Annotated in this window: 17 protein-coding genes; all 17 read left to right on the top strand. The window is 63.1% G+C overall.

Features of this window, described 5'->3' with window-relative positions; translation table 11 throughout:
* Positions 1–111 precede the first annotated feature (111 nt).
* The 17 genes from HA052_RS08210 (at position 112) to HA052_RS08130 (ending at position 15,073) form a co-directional block, all read left to right on the top strand.
* Positions 112–534 carry a M15 family metallopeptidase gene (locus HA052_RS08210; protein ID WP_166451554.1) on the top strand — a complete coding sequence of 141 codons (423 nt, stop codon included), beginning with the start codon at positions 112–114 and terminating at the stop codon, positions 532–534.
* Positions 531–755, top strand: a complete 225-nt coding sequence (locus tag HA052_RS08205) for a hypothetical protein (protein WP_227105798.1) — start codon at positions 531–533, stop codon at positions 753–755. The genes HA052_RS08210 and HA052_RS08205 overlap by 4 nt, the downstream gene beginning before the upstream one ends.
* Entirely contained in the window at positions 755–1,333 is a 579-nt protein-coding gene (locus HA052_RS08200) for a hypothetical protein (RefSeq protein WP_166451553.1), read from the top strand. Before HA052_RS08205 ends, HA052_RS08200 begins: the two co-directional genes overlap by 1 nt.
* Positions 1,330–1,527 carry a TraR/DksA family transcriptional regulator gene (locus HA052_RS08195; RefSeq protein ID WP_043589247.1) on the top strand — a complete coding sequence of 66 codons (198 nt, stop codon included), beginning with the start codon at positions 1,330–1,332 and terminating at the stop codon, positions 1,525–1,527. The genes HA052_RS08200 and HA052_RS08195 overlap by 4 nt, the downstream gene beginning before the upstream one ends.
* Before the next feature lie 14 nt (positions 1,528–1,541).
* Entirely contained in the window at positions 1,542–1,757 is a 216-nt protein-coding gene (locus HA052_RS08190; RefSeq protein ID WP_043640201.1) for a hypothetical protein, read from the top strand.
* A gap of 125 nt (positions 1,758–1,882) precedes the next feature.
* Positions 1,883–3,163, top strand: a complete 1,281-nt coding sequence (locus HA052_RS08185; RefSeq protein WP_166451552.1) for a tail fiber protein — start codon at positions 1,883–1,885, stop codon at positions 3,161–3,163.
* A gap of 116 nt (positions 3,164–3,279) precedes the next feature.
* Positions 3,280–3,978, top strand: a complete 699-nt coding sequence (locus HA052_RS08180; protein WP_166451551.1) for a phage protein Gp37 — start codon at positions 3,280–3,282, stop codon at positions 3,976–3,978.
* A 75-nt stretch (positions 3,979–4,053) separates the two neighbouring features.
* Positions 4,054–5,475 (top strand): phage tail sheath C-terminal domain-containing protein, encoded by a 1,422-nt coding sequence (locus HA052_RS08175; protein WP_166451550.1) that lies wholly within the window; start codon positions 4,054–4,056, stop codon positions 5,473–5,475.
* Between the two features lie 296 nt (positions 5,476–5,771).
* On the top strand, positions 5,772–6,146 hold the full coding sequence (locus HA052_RS08170; RefSeq protein ID WP_019104097.1) for a hypothetical protein: 375 nt from the start codon (positions 5,772–5,774) through the stop codon (positions 6,144–6,146).
* A 236-nt stretch (positions 6,147–6,382) separates the two neighbouring features.
* Positions 6,383–8,296: a hypothetical protein gene (locus tag HA052_RS08165; protein WP_166451549.1), complete on the top strand. Its 1,914-nt coding sequence runs from the start codon at positions 6,383–6,385 to the stop codon at positions 8,294–8,296.
* Complete coding sequence (locus HA052_RS08160) at positions 8,296–9,603, top strand: DNA circularization protein (RefSeq protein ID WP_107801251.1); 1,308 nt, start codon at positions 8,296–8,298, stop codon at positions 9,601–9,603. Before HA052_RS08165 ends, HA052_RS08160 begins: the two co-directional genes overlap by 1 nt.
* On the top strand, positions 9,587–10,645 hold the full coding sequence (locus HA052_RS08155) for a phage baseplate assembly protein (protein WP_240937312.1): 1,059 nt from the start codon (positions 9,587–9,589) through the stop codon (positions 10,643–10,645). The genes HA052_RS08160 and HA052_RS08155 overlap by 17 nt, the downstream gene beginning before the upstream one ends.
* A 20-nt stretch (positions 10,646–10,665) precedes the next feature.
* Positions 10,666–11,289, top strand: coding sequence for a phage baseplate assembly protein V (locus HA052_RS08150; RefSeq protein ID WP_166451548.1), 624 nt, complete (start codon positions 10,666–10,668; stop codon positions 11,287–11,289).
* 106 nt (positions 11,290–11,395) lie between these two features.
* On the top strand, positions 11,396–11,746 hold the full coding sequence (locus HA052_RS08145; protein ID WP_107801249.1) for a phage GP46 family protein: 351 nt from the start codon (positions 11,396–11,398) through the stop codon (positions 11,744–11,746).
* Positions 11,746–12,810: a baseplate J/gp47 family protein gene (locus HA052_RS08140; RefSeq protein ID WP_166451547.1), complete on the top strand. Its 1,065-nt coding sequence runs from the start codon at positions 11,746–11,748 to the stop codon at positions 12,808–12,810. Before HA052_RS08145 ends, HA052_RS08140 begins: the two co-directional genes overlap by 1 nt.
* The gene (locus HA052_RS08135; protein ID WP_166451546.1) at positions 12,807–13,385 is read left to right on the top strand and encodes a YmfQ family protein; all 579 of its coding nucleotides are present in this window, start codon (positions 12,807–12,809) and stop codon (positions 13,383–13,385) included. The genes HA052_RS08140 and HA052_RS08135 overlap by 4 nt, the downstream gene beginning before the upstream one ends.
* 281 nt (positions 13,386–13,666) lie before the next feature.
* Positions 13,667–15,073 carry a hypothetical protein gene (locus HA052_RS08130; RefSeq protein WP_166451545.1) on the top strand — a complete coding sequence of 469 codons (1,407 nt, stop codon included), beginning with the start codon at positions 13,667–13,669 and terminating at the stop codon, positions 15,071–15,073.
* Positions 15,074–15,182: the final 109 nt, after the last annotated feature.

Raw genomic sequence — 15,182 nt, 5'->3', positions numbered from 1 at the left:
ATTTCTCCTGTTTGTTTCTAGTCGGTTCCGTCCGTGCCTGGCAGGGCTGCGCGCGCGCCGCGCATGACGGCCGGCCGATGTGCCACGTTTCGTCAACAACAAGGAGTCTTCATGGCCAGCAGAGCTATTTCCGACCTGCACCCGCAGTTGCAACCCCTGGCTGAGGCGTTTGTGCGGCGCTGCCGCGACGCCGGCGTGGAGGCCTTGATCACCTGCACCTGGCGTTCCGGCGCGGAACAGGACGCCTTGTACGCGCAGGGCCGTTCCCGGCCTGGGCCGAAGGTGACCAACGCCCGCGCGGGGCAGTCCGCGCACAACGTCATGTTGCACGGCAGTCCAGCGGCGCGAGCTTTCGACGTGGTGCCGCTGATCGGCGGCAAGCCGGTCTGGGACGCCCACCACCCGCACTGGCAGGTGATGGGCGAGATCGGCGCCGCGCTGGGCCTGAACTGGTATGGCAGGGCCGACGCGCCGTTCCGCGAGTTTCCCCACTTTGAGTTGAATTCGACCAGCCTCGACAAGGAGAAGAAATGATGCGTCTGTCCGATTTGCTGACCCGGCCCGGCGGCCGCCGGCTGAGCCATTCCCGGCTGTGGGCGAACATCGCCTGCGCGGCGGCCACGCTCTTGTTTGTGGTGGAGGGACTGCGCGGCACTTTGGGCGCGGATATCTGGCTGATTTATCTCGGCATTGTCGGCGGCTACTCCGCGGGCTTGCGTCTGATCGCCGCCTGGCGAGATCGAGGCGGGCGCTGATGGGGCCGGTGCCCGCGTGGCTGAAGTTGGGGGGCTGGCTGCTGCCGCCCTTGTTGGCGGCGTGTTTGGCCTATCCGCTGGGACTGCGCCACGGCGCGGAGAGTTGGCGCGCGCGCTTGGCCGAACAGCGGGCGGCGGATCAAGGCCGCCAGGCCGCGGAAGCGGAGCGCGCCCAATTGCAACTGCAGGCGGCCTTGCAGCAGCAGCAACGTCTGCGCGAACTGCTGGGCAGGCAGGAGGCGCGCTTGTTGAGTCAGCAACAGGATCTGCAGCAGCGGCTGCGAGACCAGAAACAAAGGATCGAATATGTCGTGCAACAGGATGGCGGCCGCTATGGCGGCCTTGGCCCTGACAGCCTGCGCCTCTACCGGCAAGTCCTCGGCTACTCCGCCGCCGCAGTGCCCGCAACCGACTCCGTATCTATTGCAAATCCCCATCAAGCCGCCTCCGCCGGCGCCGGGTTACCGGCAGCAGACCTCCTGGCCCACGCCGCCGATTACGGCGCCTGGTGCCAGCAGCTGGAACAAAGGCTGACGGCGCTCGGCGGGCTGTTTACTTCCGAAGGACCACAACCATGAGCGACTTTTTCGATCGGGCCAGCGAGCTGGAAACCGAGTTCCGCGAGCAAGCGATTGCCCGCCATTACCAGCAGTTCGACCAGACAGGCTACAGCCACTGCGAGGATTGCGGCGACCCCATTCCGTCCGCGCGGCGGGCGATCATGCCCAGCTGCACCCGCTGCGTGATTTGCCAACAACTGGCCGAAGGCTGAAAGGCGGGTTTCACGTGGAACATGACAATCTGATGGCCCTAGGCCGCATAGAAGGCAAGCTGGACATGATCGTGGCGCACCTCGCCAAACAAGACAAGAAACTGGAAGAACTGGACGGCCGCCTGCGCGACGTCGAAGTCCAGGCCGCGCGCAGCGGCGCCATGTCCGGCGCGTTGTCCGCGCTGGCAGTGACGTTGCTGGGCGAGTTCCTCAAGCGCTTAATCCACTGAGCGCGCAAACAGCTTTGGCGCAAAAGCCGCGCGTGCATTTCTACGCCGGTTCCAAGTTATTTTCCTCCCCCCGCCCACGCGCTGTGGATCGGTAACAGCGTCCAAGGCGCGACGCCGATTCTTCCTTGTATTCAATCAACCCAGAGAAGGAGAGCCAGATGTCGAACACGACTGTCTGCATCACGCCGCAATTCCAGGTCAATGTCCTGGGGCAAGCGGAAACCAATCCCGTACGTATCGAAATGAATCAGTGCTGCTGCGACGACGGCGCAAACTCGGGCGCTTCGGTTCCGAGCGGCGCCATCCAGTATTTCGCCCGCAAGGAAGCGCCGGCGGGCTGGATCAAGGCGGATGGCTCGCTGGTGTCCAAGCAGCAATATGCCTCTTTGTACCAAGCTATTGGCGATATGTTCGCCAACAAGGAAATGGACACGGACATCCAGGCGCTGCTCAAATTTGACGATCGCAACAAATTGATCGATCTGATCAGCGGCAAAGAGGCGGTGCTGGTGGGCACTGCAAACCTGAGCACCGAGCAAAGCAAATTCGGCAAAACCAGTTTGCAGACCAAGGCCAAGGGCAATTACGCCCGCTTCACCGTGCAAAGCAAGTTCAACCCGGACGCGTTCACGATTGAAGGCTGGCATTACCCGATGTTCACCGGCCATCCCAATTGGATCTTCGGCATGAACGCCTCGGCGCCCTGGGGCGAGATCGGTCTCGGCATCCATTCGCAGACCAAGGCGCCCATGGTTTGGTTGGCCGGTCCCGGTTCGGGTTTTATCTGCGAAGGCGTACAGGGCCAGGCCAATGCGTTTCCTGAGGCCCGCTGGTATCACATCGCGCTGTGTTACGACGGCGCGACCTATCGCCTGTTTGTCGACGGCAAGCTGGCGTGGAGCTTGAAGACTGAGCTGAAAGTCAATATTCCGGACAACACCATCGTGTTCTCGGTGGATGGCCACGACCCGATTTACGCCGACTCCGCTGGCGGCTACTTCCAGGATTGGATGATTTCCAAGAAGTGCCGCTACCAGGCCGAGTTCACTCCGCCGGGTGAACAAACCGGCTCGTCCCGTCCGGAAAACACCGAGCTGTTTCAATTGCCCGATCTGCGGGGCGAATTCATCCGTGGTTGGGACGATGGACGTAAGGTTGATGCTGGTCGGGTATTAGGTTCGGCGCAAGCATCGACGCAAGCACTAGTGGACGACGATGTTGCTCTGGCGGTTGGGGTCATCGATCGCAAGAGCAATAACTTGCTTGAGTTGGGGTATGAGCCGGCGACTTCCTCATCCGTTCAAGTTCACAAGCTCACTCCTAGTGGCCAAGCGGTGGGCGACGCCCAATCGCTCCGATCCATCCGTCCTCGCAACCTCGCCCTGCTGGCCTGCATCAAGGCCTGATCCACCTCGGCCGCGCCCGTGGCCGCAAGCCCCCACTGACATCGCTCAGCTAAGCCCAAAACCGCGGGCGCGAGACAATAGCCGTATCGATAAACCGCTGAATCATTGAGGAAATCATGTCCCAGCTGATCCAACTGCAAGACGCCATCGCCGACCGCCTGCGCCAAGGCCTGGGCCGCATGGTGCGCGAAGTGGCGGCCGATTTGGACGAAACCGGCCTCTGCGGGCTGGATCTGGCGCAAGGCCGTTACCAAAGCCGGCTGACGCCGGCGGCGGGAAGCCCGGGTCTGAATCCGCAGGCGCTGGCGCGCTTGCCGGCCTTGTGGACCGTGGCCGGCGGCGTTATCGCCTGCCAGCCTTCGGCCAGCCAACGCCAGCGCTACAAGGCGCAGGCCCGCTTCACCGTCATCGTCGGCGACCGCCTGCAGGCGGATCGCGGCTACGCCGGCGCCGGCGTCTGGCAGCTGGTTTACGCGGTGCGTCGCTTGCTGGCGGCCCAGGATTTCGGCCTGGCGGTGTCGCCGCTGATTCCCGAGCAAGTGCGACCGCTGGCTCAGGCGCAGCGGGACGGCGAGCCTTGGAGTCTGGTGGCTTGCGATTTCGCTACCCACTGGCTGGACGAGGCGCTGGACAACGGCCACTGGCCGTCGCCGCAAGGCGAGACGGATCCGGACCAGCTGTTCGCCCGCTTCGGCGGCCGGCTGGAAGGCTCCGCCGTCGAATGGCGCAGCACCCGGCTGGACTACAGCCTGGACGGCAAAACGGCCGTCAAGGCCCAGGATGTCGTGCTGCAGCCCAAGCCGCCCGCCGTTTGATTTTTCGCAGTATCCCGTCGCGCTGTCCGGCGCGGCGACTTTCCCCCAACCGCATCAATCAGGAGCCCATACTTTATGGCCAGCCCCAACATCAGCTTCGACCAGATTCCGGCGTCCATCCGCAAGCCGGGCAAATACTTCGAGTTCAACACCAAGCTGGCGGTGCGCACCCTGCCGGGCAATCCGCAGCGCGTGCTGGTGATCGGCCAGCGTTTCGCCGACTCCGCTCAACCGGCTCTGGCCGCGCTGGACGTGTTCAGCGACGAGCAGGCCGCCCAGGCTTTCGGCCGCGGCTCCTACGCCCATCTGCTGGCCCGCGCCGCCATCAACGCCAACCCCTATCTGCAACTCAGCGTGATCGCGGTTGACGACGCGGACAGCGCCGCCGCCGCCGTCGGCACCTTCACCTTCACCGGCCCGGCCACCGGCGCCGGCGTGGCCAGCCTGTTCATCGGCGGCCGCCGCATCGACGTGGCCGTGGGCGCAGGCGACGACGCCGCCAAGATCGCCGCCGCCGCCAAGACCGCCGTCGACAAGCTGGCGGATCTGCCGGTGACCGCCGCCGCCGCCAAGGAAGTGCTGACCCTGACCGCTCGCCACAAGGGCGCGGCCGGCAACGCCGTCGCCTTGAAAGCGCAGGAACAGATCGCCGGCCTCGGCATCACCGTGGGCGCGATGAAGGGCGGCGCCGCCGATCCGGACATCGCTCCGGCGCTGGCGGCCGTGGTCAGCGGCGGCCACCACATCGTGGTCAATCCCTTCAACAACGACACCGCCTTCACCGCGCTGCGCACCCATCTGGACTTCGTGTCCGGTCCGATGGAGCAACGCGGCGCCATTGGCGTGGTCGGCGCCGTCGGCGCGCTGTCGGAAGTCAGCGCCGTCGCGTCCAAACTGGCCAGCGGCCGCGTCAGCGCCGCCTGGTATCGCGGCTCCGCCAAGCTGCCGGGCGAACTGGCCGCCGCTTACGCCGCGGTGATCGCCAGCGAGGAAGATCCGGCCCGTCCGCTCAACACCCTGGAGCTCAAAGGCCTGGATGTGGTGGAACTGGCCGCCCGCACCAGCCGCACCGAGCAGGAAAACGCCCTCTACAACGGCGTGACCCCGCTGGAAGTGGGCCCGGGCGAACGCGTGCAGATCGTGCGCTCCATCAGCACCTACACCAAGGACGCGCAGGGCGTGGACGACGTGTCGCTGCTGGATCTGACCACCATCCGCACCCTGGACTACGTGCGCCGCGCCTGCCGCGAGCGCGTGGCGCTGCGCTTCCCGCGCGAAAAGCTGTCCGATCGCACCCCGTCCAAGGTCCGCTCCGAGCTGCTGGACGTGCTCTACAAGCTGGAAGAGCTGGAAATCATCGAGGCGGTGGAGGCCAACAAGGACGGCCTGATCGTCGAGCGCGACGCGCAAGACGTGAACCGTCTGGACGCCAAGATCCCGGTGGACGTAGTCAACGGCCTGCATGTGTTCGCCGGCCGCATCGATCTGCTGCTGTAAGAACGTGTTTACGGTCTCGCGAGCTAAGGCGAGACAAGGCGTTGCGGCTGAGAAAGCGGAATGTACGGTTGGTACATGAGCATTTCGAAGGGGTTTTCAACGCTGTACCGCCGACGCGCAGCAGATCGTAAACAGGTTCTAAGCGGCGCTGGGTAAACACGCGTGGTGCCGCGGCGCGCCGCCTTGCCCCAGCGCTGTTACCCGGGCGGACCTGGTTTTCCCCCGTTAACGCTTGATCCGGCGGCCCGCCATCAAATCGGCCGGGCCGCCCACATGAAACCGAAAAGGACATTCACATGGCTTTGAAAGAATACGCAGGTTCGATCGTACTGGAAGTCAACGGCCAGGAAATCGACGTCATCGATCTGAACGTCAGCAGCAAGACCGGCCGCAAGCTGGTGAAAACCATGAACAGCAGCGGCCGCGCCCGCGGCTTCGCGCGTGGTATCTCGGAATACGAGCTGTCCGTCACCGTCTCCATCCCGCTGTCCGGCGAGCTGGACTGGGAAGCGATCGAAGGCGCCAAGCTCACCGAATTCCCGGTGGCGCCGGGCGGCAAGCGCACCAGCTACCTGGACTGCTTCACGCTGGAAGTGGGCGAGAAATACGGCGTGGAAAGCGAAGCGCGCCGCGATATCAAGCTGCTGTCGCTGCGTAAGGTTCAGGAGTGAGCTCAAGCTTATTTAATCGGCTGATTAAATAATTAACGGCTGGATGTGGAATGTGGTGTGACAGGAAGCATCTAGCCGTTTTCTCATATATTCCCGCCTTGTCGCCTCAGAAAATCATATGAGCGAATACGCAGTTTTAAGCTGCGGTAAGACATCAGTGCATTTTGACAGGTATAGAGCCTTATCTGATGAGTAGTTGATTTCACGGGGCGGTGAAGCATTGACCTGGAGCAGTTATGCTTAAATTAAGCCCGGAGCAGTTGAAGAAGCTAGAAGAAATGGCCGCCAGGAAAAGAGGGGATTATGCGGATATCTACTCTTTTCTGAAGGGTGCGGTTGCAGAAAAGATGAAGCAAGAAGCGCATCAAAGCGCAGTGCTGCCGCATGAAAAAGCCAAGGCAATCAAGCGTTCGCAGGAGCTGGATGGGCTGTATCTATGGCTGTCCGTGGCGGAGTCGACCAATGGCGGGACTGGCGATGTTTATGACTCTTTTCTCCGCGCATCAACCAAGAATTTAATGAAGAAGCATGGGAAAAAGCCATATTCCGATGCGCTTTACAATCAGGCCTCAAATAAGCTCGCCAAAGAAATGATCCCCCAGATCCTCAAGGATCAGGGAATGGATATCAAAAAAATAGTACAGGCAGACGCCAAAAATTTTACCGAGGCTTTTGGCTTGCCGGATGGCAGCTGGCCTGGAACTGCTTTCGATACGTTTGCTTTGGGCGGAGACCATGTATCTCTGCCCAAGGATGGCAAGATCGGCCTTACCGACACGCTGTTGAATGCGGCGGAAAGTTCCATGGATGTGGTCGGCGGGAAAGTCAGCGAAATGACCGAGCCGATTGAAAAGAAAGTCACAGAATCGCTGGCGGGCGCGGGGCTGGGATTGTACGACACATTCTTTGGCGACAAAAAAAGCCAAGGGCCTGCATCGCCGAAAAAACGAACGTCGAAAAAACAAGCGCCTAAAAAACTGCCACGCCCAGCCAAGGCTCTTGAGGACCTGCCTGCCGGACAGAAAAAAATCCAGCTGGAACAATTAAGAAAGAAAGTGGCCAGCAAGCAAGCGATTCCCGAGGCCGCGACATTGGCGGCATCCATTTTGGGGAAAGAGGCCGTGCCGGGCGCATTGGCAAAATTGATTCCCAAACTTCCCGCCATGATGCCTGGCGTGGCACAGGCCTTGAGCGCGACCAATGATGTTATCGGGTTTGGCGATCATGTCGTTAATGGCCGATTCCATGAAGCAATGACCGAGGGACTTGGCATCGCTGCTTCTATGGGCGTTGGTGGTAAGGCTGGAAAACTGATGAAGGGCGCTGTTGCGCAAAGGGCGGCGGAAGCCATTGTGGGCAAGGCTGCGGGGGATAGTGTCAAATCAATAGCCCAAGGCTTGACCGGTGGAGATTACGTTAATAAATGGGGCCCTCCTCGCACGCTGCCTAATGATGTCGATTTGAAAAAAACCTTGGAAGATAAAGATGGCCACGCTTATTCCGCAGTGGATGTGGATGGCACAGGGGTATTTACTTGGTTTGCTCATAACGACCGCAGCGACCTGATGGGGGCGAGATATACGGAAGTCATGGTCGGAGAGAAAATAGCCGAGCTAAACAGAGACTATGTTAAATCCGTTGAAAAAGAATATGCGACCAAAGCAAGACGAGCAAAGGCAGAGCAAAAACAGGTAGAGCAAGAAAAGGTAAAGCCTGAGCAGCGGAAGGAGGCCAATTTGTCTCCAAAAGTTGGCGTGCAGACGGCACCTAAAGAGGCAACCAAAAAAACGACGGCGGAAAAGCCGCGAACCACACCCAAAAATGCGCAGCCAGCGCAAAAGCCAATAAAGAAAACAGCGGCTGAGGAAGGTGTGGCGCTGCCTGGGGCAGAGGATGCTCAGTCTATTCCCGTCGCGCAGGCCGCATTGGCTCCGGCATCTCCGCCGCTATCCAACACCGGCGAGTCCGGCGGTCCAAACGCCAATGTTTCAAACGAGCAGTTGCTGATCGTCATGTCGCAGATCCAGGCCAGTTTGAGCCAGTTGGTTAGCCATCTAGCGCAGCCCACCAATATCACCGTCGACGTCCAAAACGGCAATATCGTCGCCGCCGTCAACGCCGCCAATAGCCAACAACAAAGGAGAAGCTGATGTTCAATCTCAGTCTGTTTGCCGGTTCCGCCGCCGGCGCGCTGGTGGACGCCAGTTTCCGCGGGGTGCGTTTTGAGTGCCTGCGCAGCGTGGACAGCGCCCAGCGCGACCAGGCGATGCACGAATACCCCTACCTGGACGGCGCCGACGTAGAAGACCTGGGCCGCAAGGCGCGCAAGGTTTCGCTCAGCGTTTTCTTCTGGGGCCGCGATTATCAGCAGCGGCTGCGCGACTTCGTCGCCGCGCTGGACCAGGCCGGTCCGGGCGAGTTGATTCACCCGGTATTCGGCAGCATGCCCAAGGCGCAACTGCTGGATTACCAGATCAGTCACGAGGCTGACGCGCCGGATTCCTGCACCGTGGAAGCGAACTGGGTGGAGGCCACGCCGGGCAATCCCTTTTTCGCCAGCCAGCAGCCTTTGCAGCAGGTGGAGGCCATCAGCGCTTTGGCGGCCAAGGCGCGCAGCCTGGGCGGCGAGGCCTTCGCCAAGGCTCAGGGCCTGCTGCAAAACGCCAATACCGCGCTGACCCGGCTGGGCGCGTTGCGCGTGCGCTTGAGCGATACCGTGCGGCAGCTTGCCGGCATGGCGCAGCAAGGCATTGCCCAGGTGGTGGACTTGCTGGCCTATCCGCAAGCCTTCATCGGCCAGGTGACGTCCTTGGTGGACGAGGTCGCCAACTGGCGTTTTGGCGTCAAGCTGGAAATCTGGCCGGGCCTGAAGTGGGAGGCGGAAGCGAAGCTGCCGCAGGCCACTCTGGCCGATTGGAACGCGATGAAGGACAGGCTCAACGGCGTGTCCAAGAAAATCGGCCGCGCGTCGGACAGCTTGAGCCAGGCCGGCAAGGCGCTGGAGGTCTGGACCGAGGACGAGATCCGCATCGACGCCTTGCTCAAGCTGACCGTGTCCACCTCGATGGCGAACGCCGCCGCCGATTTGTTCCGCTCGGAAGCCGCGCAGCCGACATTGACGCCGCCGGCGCTGGAGCAAGTGGCCGGCGACGTGCGCGCCACCTTGCAGCAGACCATAGAGCAATGGCGCAAGGCGCTGCCGGGCGAGGACGCGCGCCAGGTGATTGAAAGCCTGCGCGATCTGGGCCTGCAGGTGCAACGCAGCGCCGCCGGCCTGGTGGCCGCCAAGCCGCCCTTGATTACCCGCAAGGTGGAGTCCGCCGCCAATCTGCGTCAGCTGGCCCACCTGTGGTACGGCGACAGCGGCCGCGCCGCCGAACTGCTGCGCCTGAATCCGCAGCTGGCGCATCCCAACCATTTGCAAGCAGGAGAGCTGATCCATGGTTACGCCCGCTAAAAGCGCCTCGGCCAAGAACGAAGTCAGCCTGGAGATCGCCGGCAAGGCTCATCGTTACTGGACCCAGTACAGCATCGACTCCGATCTGACCGTGGCCGCCGACGCCTGGCAGGTGTCGTTGGGCCTGCCCGGCGGCGAGGTGCCGCCAGCGGTGGAGCCGGGCGCCGAGGTCAAAGTGCTGGTGGGCGCGGACGTGGTGCTGCAGGGGCGGGTGGACGACATCAGCCACAGCATAGGCGCCGGCAGCCACCAACTGACGCTATCGGGCCGGGATCTGGCCGGCATGTTACTGGACTGCAGCGCGCCGCTGCTCACCGGCAAGGGCATGACGCTGAGCGACGTGCTGGAGAACGTGATCAAGCCGCTGGGCGTCAGCCGCCTGCGTGTGGATGGCAAGGCCAAGGGCCAGATCGAGAAAATCAGCGTGGACCCGGGCAACAGCGCCTGGGACGTGCTCACCCGCGCCGCCGCAGCCAACGGCCTGGCCGCCTGGTTCGATCCGGACGGCACCCTGGTGGTGGGCGGACCGGACTACAGCGCGCCGGCCAAGGCCAAGCTGATCCTGCGCCGCGACGGCAAGGGCAACAATGTGCTCAGCCTGGTGGAAACCCGTTCCCACGCGCCGCGCTACTCGCAGCTGACCCTGCTGGGCCAGGGCCATCGTCAAGCCTTGACCCCGGGCAGACACGATCTCAAGCACCAGTCCGCGGACCCGGATGTTCGTTATCACAAACCGCGCATCGTGGTGGAGCCGGACGCCGCCAACCCGGCGGAACTGGCGGCGCGCGCGGACAAGATGCTGGCCGACGCGCGGCTGGCCGGCTACACCCTCAGCGCCACCGTGGCCGGACACCGCAACAGCGCGGGCGAACTGTGGACACCCGGCCAGCGCATCCAGGTGGACAGCGAGCCGCATGGCATCAAGGGCGGCACTTATTTCCTGATGGCGCGCACCTTCAGCGGCGGGCGCGGGCAGGGCAGCACTACCCGGCTGACGTTGAAAGAGGACGGCCGCTGGCTGCCGGTCATGCGCAAACGCTGAGACAAAGAAAGGTTGAAACGATGTGGAATGACGTAGACCAGAGAATTCGCCGCGCCTTCAGCAATGTGCGGCAGGGCTTCCGCGCGGTGTTGACCCGTGTGGACAGCGCCGGCGATGTGCAAACCGTGCAGGCCGACGCCTTGGCCGGCGAGCAACTGCAGGACGCCGAGCTGTTCCAGCATTACGGCTACAGCGCCAATCCGCCGCCGGGCAGCATGGCGGTGGTGCTGCCCTTGGGCGGGCGCAGCAGCCACGGCGTGGTGATCGCCACCGAGCACGGCAACTACCGGTTGAAGCAGCTCAAACCCGGCGAAGTGGCGCTGTACAGCGACGAAGGCAGCAAGATCGTGCTTAAACGCGGCCGTTTGATCGAGGTGGAGTGCGATACCTTCAGCCTGCGTTGCAAAAACTGGCAGGTCAACGCCAGCGAACAAGCCAGCTTCACCACGCCCACGCTCAGCACCAGCGCGCAGCTGGTGGCCCAGGGCCAGATCAACGGTAACGGTGGCATGGCCATTCAGGGCGGCAACGGCGCCAGCGTCAAGGGCAGCGTCACCGTCAGCGGCGACGTGGTGGCCGGCGGCAAGAGCCTGGTGGGACACCAACATAACGGCGTGCACGGTACGACCAGTCCACCGTTGTAAAACACGATTTTCACCAAGCGTGCTGTTGATATCGCTTGCTTGAACGCTCGCCGGCACTGACCCGCTTCCCTTATCCCCAATCCCTTCAAACCCGGAAAATAACGCCATGGACCCTCTATTGGACCCCATCACCGGCGATTACGCCGGCGGCACCACCGACACCCTGGCCAATGCCGTCTACCTGAGGCTGATGACCCCGCTGGGCGGCTGGTGGGCCGATCCCGAACTCGGCTCCCGCCTGCATCTATTGTCTCGCAGCAAGGACAGCAACCAGATCGACCTGCTGGCCTGCCAATACGCCGAGCAAGCCTTGCAGCCCTTGTTGCGCGACGGCCGCGCCCGCCGCGTCGGCGTAGAGGCGCAACGCCCCGGCAGCGGCCGTTTGCTGCTGCTGGTCGAAGTGGAAGAAGCCGGCGGCCAGACCCGACATTTCCAACACCATGTGAGGATAGCCTGATGCCTTTGTCCACCCCGGATTTTGAAACCATACGCGGCGCGCTGCTGCGCGATCTGCAAAACCTGCGCGCCGACGCCGACGTCGGTCCCGACAGCGACTTTTACGTGCGCGCCAGCTCGGTCGCCAGCGCGGTGGAAGGCTTATACCAGCATCAAAGCTGGATCGCCCGCCAGATCTTTCCGGACAGCGCCGACCGCGACTATCTGGAGCAGCACGCCCGGGTGCGCGGCCTCGGCCGCAAGCCGCCGGTGGCGGCCAAAGGGCTGTTGCAGCTGGGCGGCAATCCCGGCGCCGGTTTCGCCGCCGGTCTGAAAGTGCGGCTGGGCGAGCAGCTCTACACCACTCAGGCTGGCGGCCAGCTGGATGTGGACGGCCAGGCCCGTGTGGTGGTGGCGGCGGATTTGCCCGGCCTGGCCGGCAATGTGTCGGCAGGCACGGTGGCGGAACTGATGGCCGCGCCCAGCGGCTTGGGCAGCCGCGTCAGCTTCGTCAGCATGGACGGTGGCGTGGACGAAGAGGACGACGCCGCTCTGCTGGCGCGGCTGCTGGAACTGATCCGTCGTCCGCCGGCCGGCGGCAACCGCCATGATTACCGACGCTGGGCGCTGGAAGTGCCGGGAGTGTCCGCCGCCTACGTCTACCCGTTGCGCCGCGGCCTCGGCACCGTGGACGTGGTGATCACCGCCCAGGACAGTCTGCCCTCGGCCGACACCTTGGCCGCGGTGCAAGCCCATATCGAGGACCTGCGTCCGGTCACCGCCAAGAACTGCCTGGTGCTGGCGCCCACGCCGCGTCCGGTGGACATCGAAGTAGCGCTGACGGTGGACGGCACCACCGTGCAAGCCGTCACCGAGCCGCTGCGCCAGGTGCTGGCCGCCCATTTCTCCAGCCTGGCCCCCGGCAGCAAGCTGTACAAGAGCCGGCTGGAAGCCTTGATCTCCGACCTGCCCGGCGTGGTGGACCGTCAATTGCTGTCGCCGGCCACCAATATCGAACCGACGGTGAATGAGAAAACCGTGGAATGGCTGCGCCTGGGCAAACTCACGGTGAGGGGGATGCAATGAGCCCGCAAACCCCGCATAGCGAACTGCTGACGCGTTTGCTGCCGCCCACCAGCTACAGTCCGGACGGACCGCGGCTGCAAGCCGAGCTGGGCAGCGAAGGCGCGGCGCTGGACCGGGTGCAGAACGGCGCCCGGCAGCTGGTGGGCGCCACCACGCCGCTGCTGGCCGAAGGCCTGCTGCCGGATTGGGAGCGCGTTTGCGGCCTGACCCCGCCGACGGACGCGCCCTACCAGCAGCGCCAGCAGGCGGTGCTGGCCAAGCTGGCGGAAACCGGCGGTCTGTCCATTCCCTACTTCACCCGGCTGGCGGCCGGCATGGGCTACCGCATCGCCATCAGCGAGCCGCAGCCTTTCCGCGCCGGTCTCAACCGCGCCGGCCAGCAGCTGTGGACGGCGGACATCCCCTGGGTGTGGCAAGTCACCGTGTTCGGCGCCAAGACCCGGCCGTACTTTTTCCGCGCCGGCCAGTCGCTGGCCGGAGAACGCCTCACCACCTTCGGCGATCCGCGACTGGAAGATCTGTTCAAGGATCTGAAGCCGGCCCACACCTACGTCTACTTCGCCTACCAGCCTTAAACCGCGCCGAGCGCGGACCTTCCCGTCCTTTCTCCCTTCCCCTCACAGCCCCGCCCCGGCGGGCGGGAGCCTGTGCTCTTCCCTTCCTTCAGGAGCGCTCCATGCAAGACCCCCAAGCCACGGCAAACCCCGATCAAAACAAAGACCTTGCGGCCGACCCCGCGCCGGTTCCGGCGTCTTCGGTCTTCGATACGCAGCAGGAGGTTTGGGCGCGCCTAGGCAGCCAATCCCAGCCAACCCCGTCCCTATCCTGATTCATTCACTGTTTTTTGGAGAGACTGATGAAAGATGTCATCAAGCCGGTTCCCACGCCGGATACCCTGTTTCACGACGGCAACCCCAGCAGCGGCGAGCTGGGCACCATTGTCAGCGCCGACTGGCTGAACAACGTCCAGTCCGCGGTCATCGCCAGCCAGGAGGAGCTGTTGACCGTGGTCAAAAGCAGCGGCCAGAACGCGGACCCGGCGCGCAAAGACCAGTTGCTGCAGGCGGTGAAGCAGATCGCCTGGGGCGGCGCCAGCAAGCCGACCACGCTGGCCGGTTACGGCATCACCGATGCGATGAAGACCGACGATTGGGGGATAAACGGCTACAAGGAGCTGCAAGTGGGCCCCGGCCGCGAGTTCGCCGACATCGCCAGCGCGTGGAACAGCCTCAACGGCAAAACGCTGAAGACAGATGTGCTGATCAAGGTGGACGACGGTCAATACACCGCCACCGGCATCTGGCTGGGCAACCAGCCTTTCGCCAGCCGCATCCGCATTCGCGGCAATATCGCCAACCCCTCGGCCTGCCAGATCCGCTTCATCGCCGATGCCAACAAAGTCAGCCACGGCGTGGTGTTTTCCAATGCCCGCGGCGTCGAGTTATCCGGTTTTCACCTGATAGGCGAGGCCGCTGAAGGCAACTGGACCCATCGTTGCCTGCATATCGGCGAAGGCTCCTGGGTTTGGGGCGCGGAAAGCTCTTTGATCCTGGAGGGCGCGAGCAATGGCCTGCAAGTGGAGCAAAACTCCCGCTTCAGCAACAGCAAGCTGAGGGTCAACAAGGTTAAAGAGTGGGGCGCCGCTGTCGGCGGCGGCTCCCACTGCGAGCTGCACAACTTGAACATTGTCGGGGAGGGTAAGAACTATCTGACCAAGGTGCCATTGCGCCTGGATATCAACGACCGCAGTACCAATCCGCAAGGGATAATATGCGCGGATACCAGCCGAGCTTGGGTAACCGAGGGGCGTATTACCGGGGTGCGAACTGGTTTTGCCTCCGCCCGCAACGCCTATCTCTGGTGCGATGGTAGCGTGGTGGAGCAATCGGGGGTCGGCTTCGAGGCGCATTCTGGCGCTGTGACATGGAATCATGGTTCCGGACCGGTGCCGTCTTTGCCGCAGGGGCGGCGCGGCAAGGCGCTCAATTGCGATACGGGTTTCCAAGCGGTTTGGGCTGGGGTGATTTACGCGCCGATGGCCATTGCGGAAAACTGCAACAATGGGTTCCGAGCGCTTTGCGGAACGACCATGGTAATTAATGGCGGTTGGGCAAAGAACTGCCAGGTGGGGTTTGAGACCTACAGCACCAGTTATTTGGAGGCCTACGACACCAAGGCCGCATCGACCGGTTGCCCGACGGTATATTCGCCGGCCACCAGCGGCGTGGCGGGCAATGCCAACAGCGTGCTCAGCTTCAGTTAAGTCGGCCAAGCGCACGCCAGCCGCATCCTTTCCGGATGCGGCTTTTTTACGGGCAATACTGGCGCTGCCAAATGCCGGCTTTTGCGCTAATCTCGGCCCCCACCGGCCC

It is taken from the genome of Chromobacterium fluminis (assembly GCF_011602385.1).
Classification (GTDB): domain Bacteria; phylum Pseudomonadota; class Gammaproteobacteria; order Burkholderiales; family Chromobacteriaceae; genus Chromobacterium; species Chromobacterium fluminis.
Note: the sequence above shows the minus strand (reverse complement) of the source record. Positions and strands in the feature narration are given on the sequence as shown.

What these genes read in the sequence shown, in the direction of transcription:
- HA052_RS08210 (WP_166451554.1), top strand. Translation starts at nt 112, where the DNA reads ATGGCCAGCAGAGCTATTTCCGACCTGCACCCGCAGTTGCAACCCCTG.
- HA052_RS08205 (WP_227105798.1), top strand. Translation starts at nt 531, where the DNA reads ATGATGCGTCTGTCCGATTTGCTGACCCGGCCCGGCGGCCGCCGGCTG.
- HA052_RS08200 (WP_166451553.1), top strand. Translation starts at nt 755, where the DNA reads ATGGGGCCGGTGCCCGCGTGGCTGAAGTTGGGGGGCTGGCTGCTGCCG.
- HA052_RS08195 (WP_043589247.1), top strand. Translation starts at nt 1,330, where the DNA reads ATGAGCGACTTTTTCGATCGGGCCAGCGAGCTGGAAACCGAGTTCCGC.
- HA052_RS08180 (WP_166451551.1), top strand. Translation starts at nt 3,280, where the DNA reads ATGTCCCAGCTGATCCAACTGCAAGACGCCATCGCCGACCGCCTGCGC.
- HA052_RS08175 (WP_166451550.1), top strand. Translation starts at nt 4,054, where the DNA reads ATGGCCAGCCCCAACATCAGCTTCGACCAGATTCCGGCGTCCATCCGC.
- HA052_RS08170 (WP_019104097.1), top strand. Translation starts at nt 5,772, where the DNA reads ATGGCTTTGAAAGAATACGCAGGTTCGATCGTACTGGAAGTCAACGGC.
- HA052_RS08165 (WP_166451549.1), top strand. Translation starts at nt 6,383, where the DNA reads ATGCTTAAATTAAGCCCGGAGCAGTTGAAGAAGCTAGAAGAAATGGCC.
- HA052_RS08160 (WP_107801251.1), top strand. Translation starts at nt 8,296, where the DNA reads ATGTTCAATCTCAGTCTGTTTGCCGGTTCCGCCGCCGGCGCGCTGGTG.
- HA052_RS08155 (WP_240937312.1), top strand. Translation starts at nt 9,587, where the DNA reads ATGGTTACGCCCGCTAAAAGCGCCTCGGCCAAGAACGAAGTCAGCCTG.
- HA052_RS08150 (WP_166451548.1), top strand. Translation starts at nt 10,666, where the DNA reads ATGTGGAATGACGTAGACCAGAGAATTCGCCGCGCCTTCAGCAATGTG.
- HA052_RS08145 (WP_107801249.1), top strand. Translation starts at nt 11,396, where the DNA reads ATGGACCCTCTATTGGACCCCATCACCGGCGATTACGCCGGCGGCACC.
- HA052_RS08140 (WP_166451547.1), top strand. Translation starts at nt 11,746, where the DNA reads ATGCCTTTGTCCACCCCGGATTTTGAAACCATACGCGGCGCGCTGCTG.
- HA052_RS08135 (WP_166451546.1), top strand. Translation starts at nt 12,807, where the DNA reads ATGAGCCCGCAAACCCCGCATAGCGAACTGCTGACGCGTTTGCTGCCG.
- HA052_RS08130 (WP_166451545.1), top strand. Translation starts at nt 13,667, where the DNA reads ATGAAAGATGTCATCAAGCCGGTTCCCACGCCGGATACCCTGTTTCAC.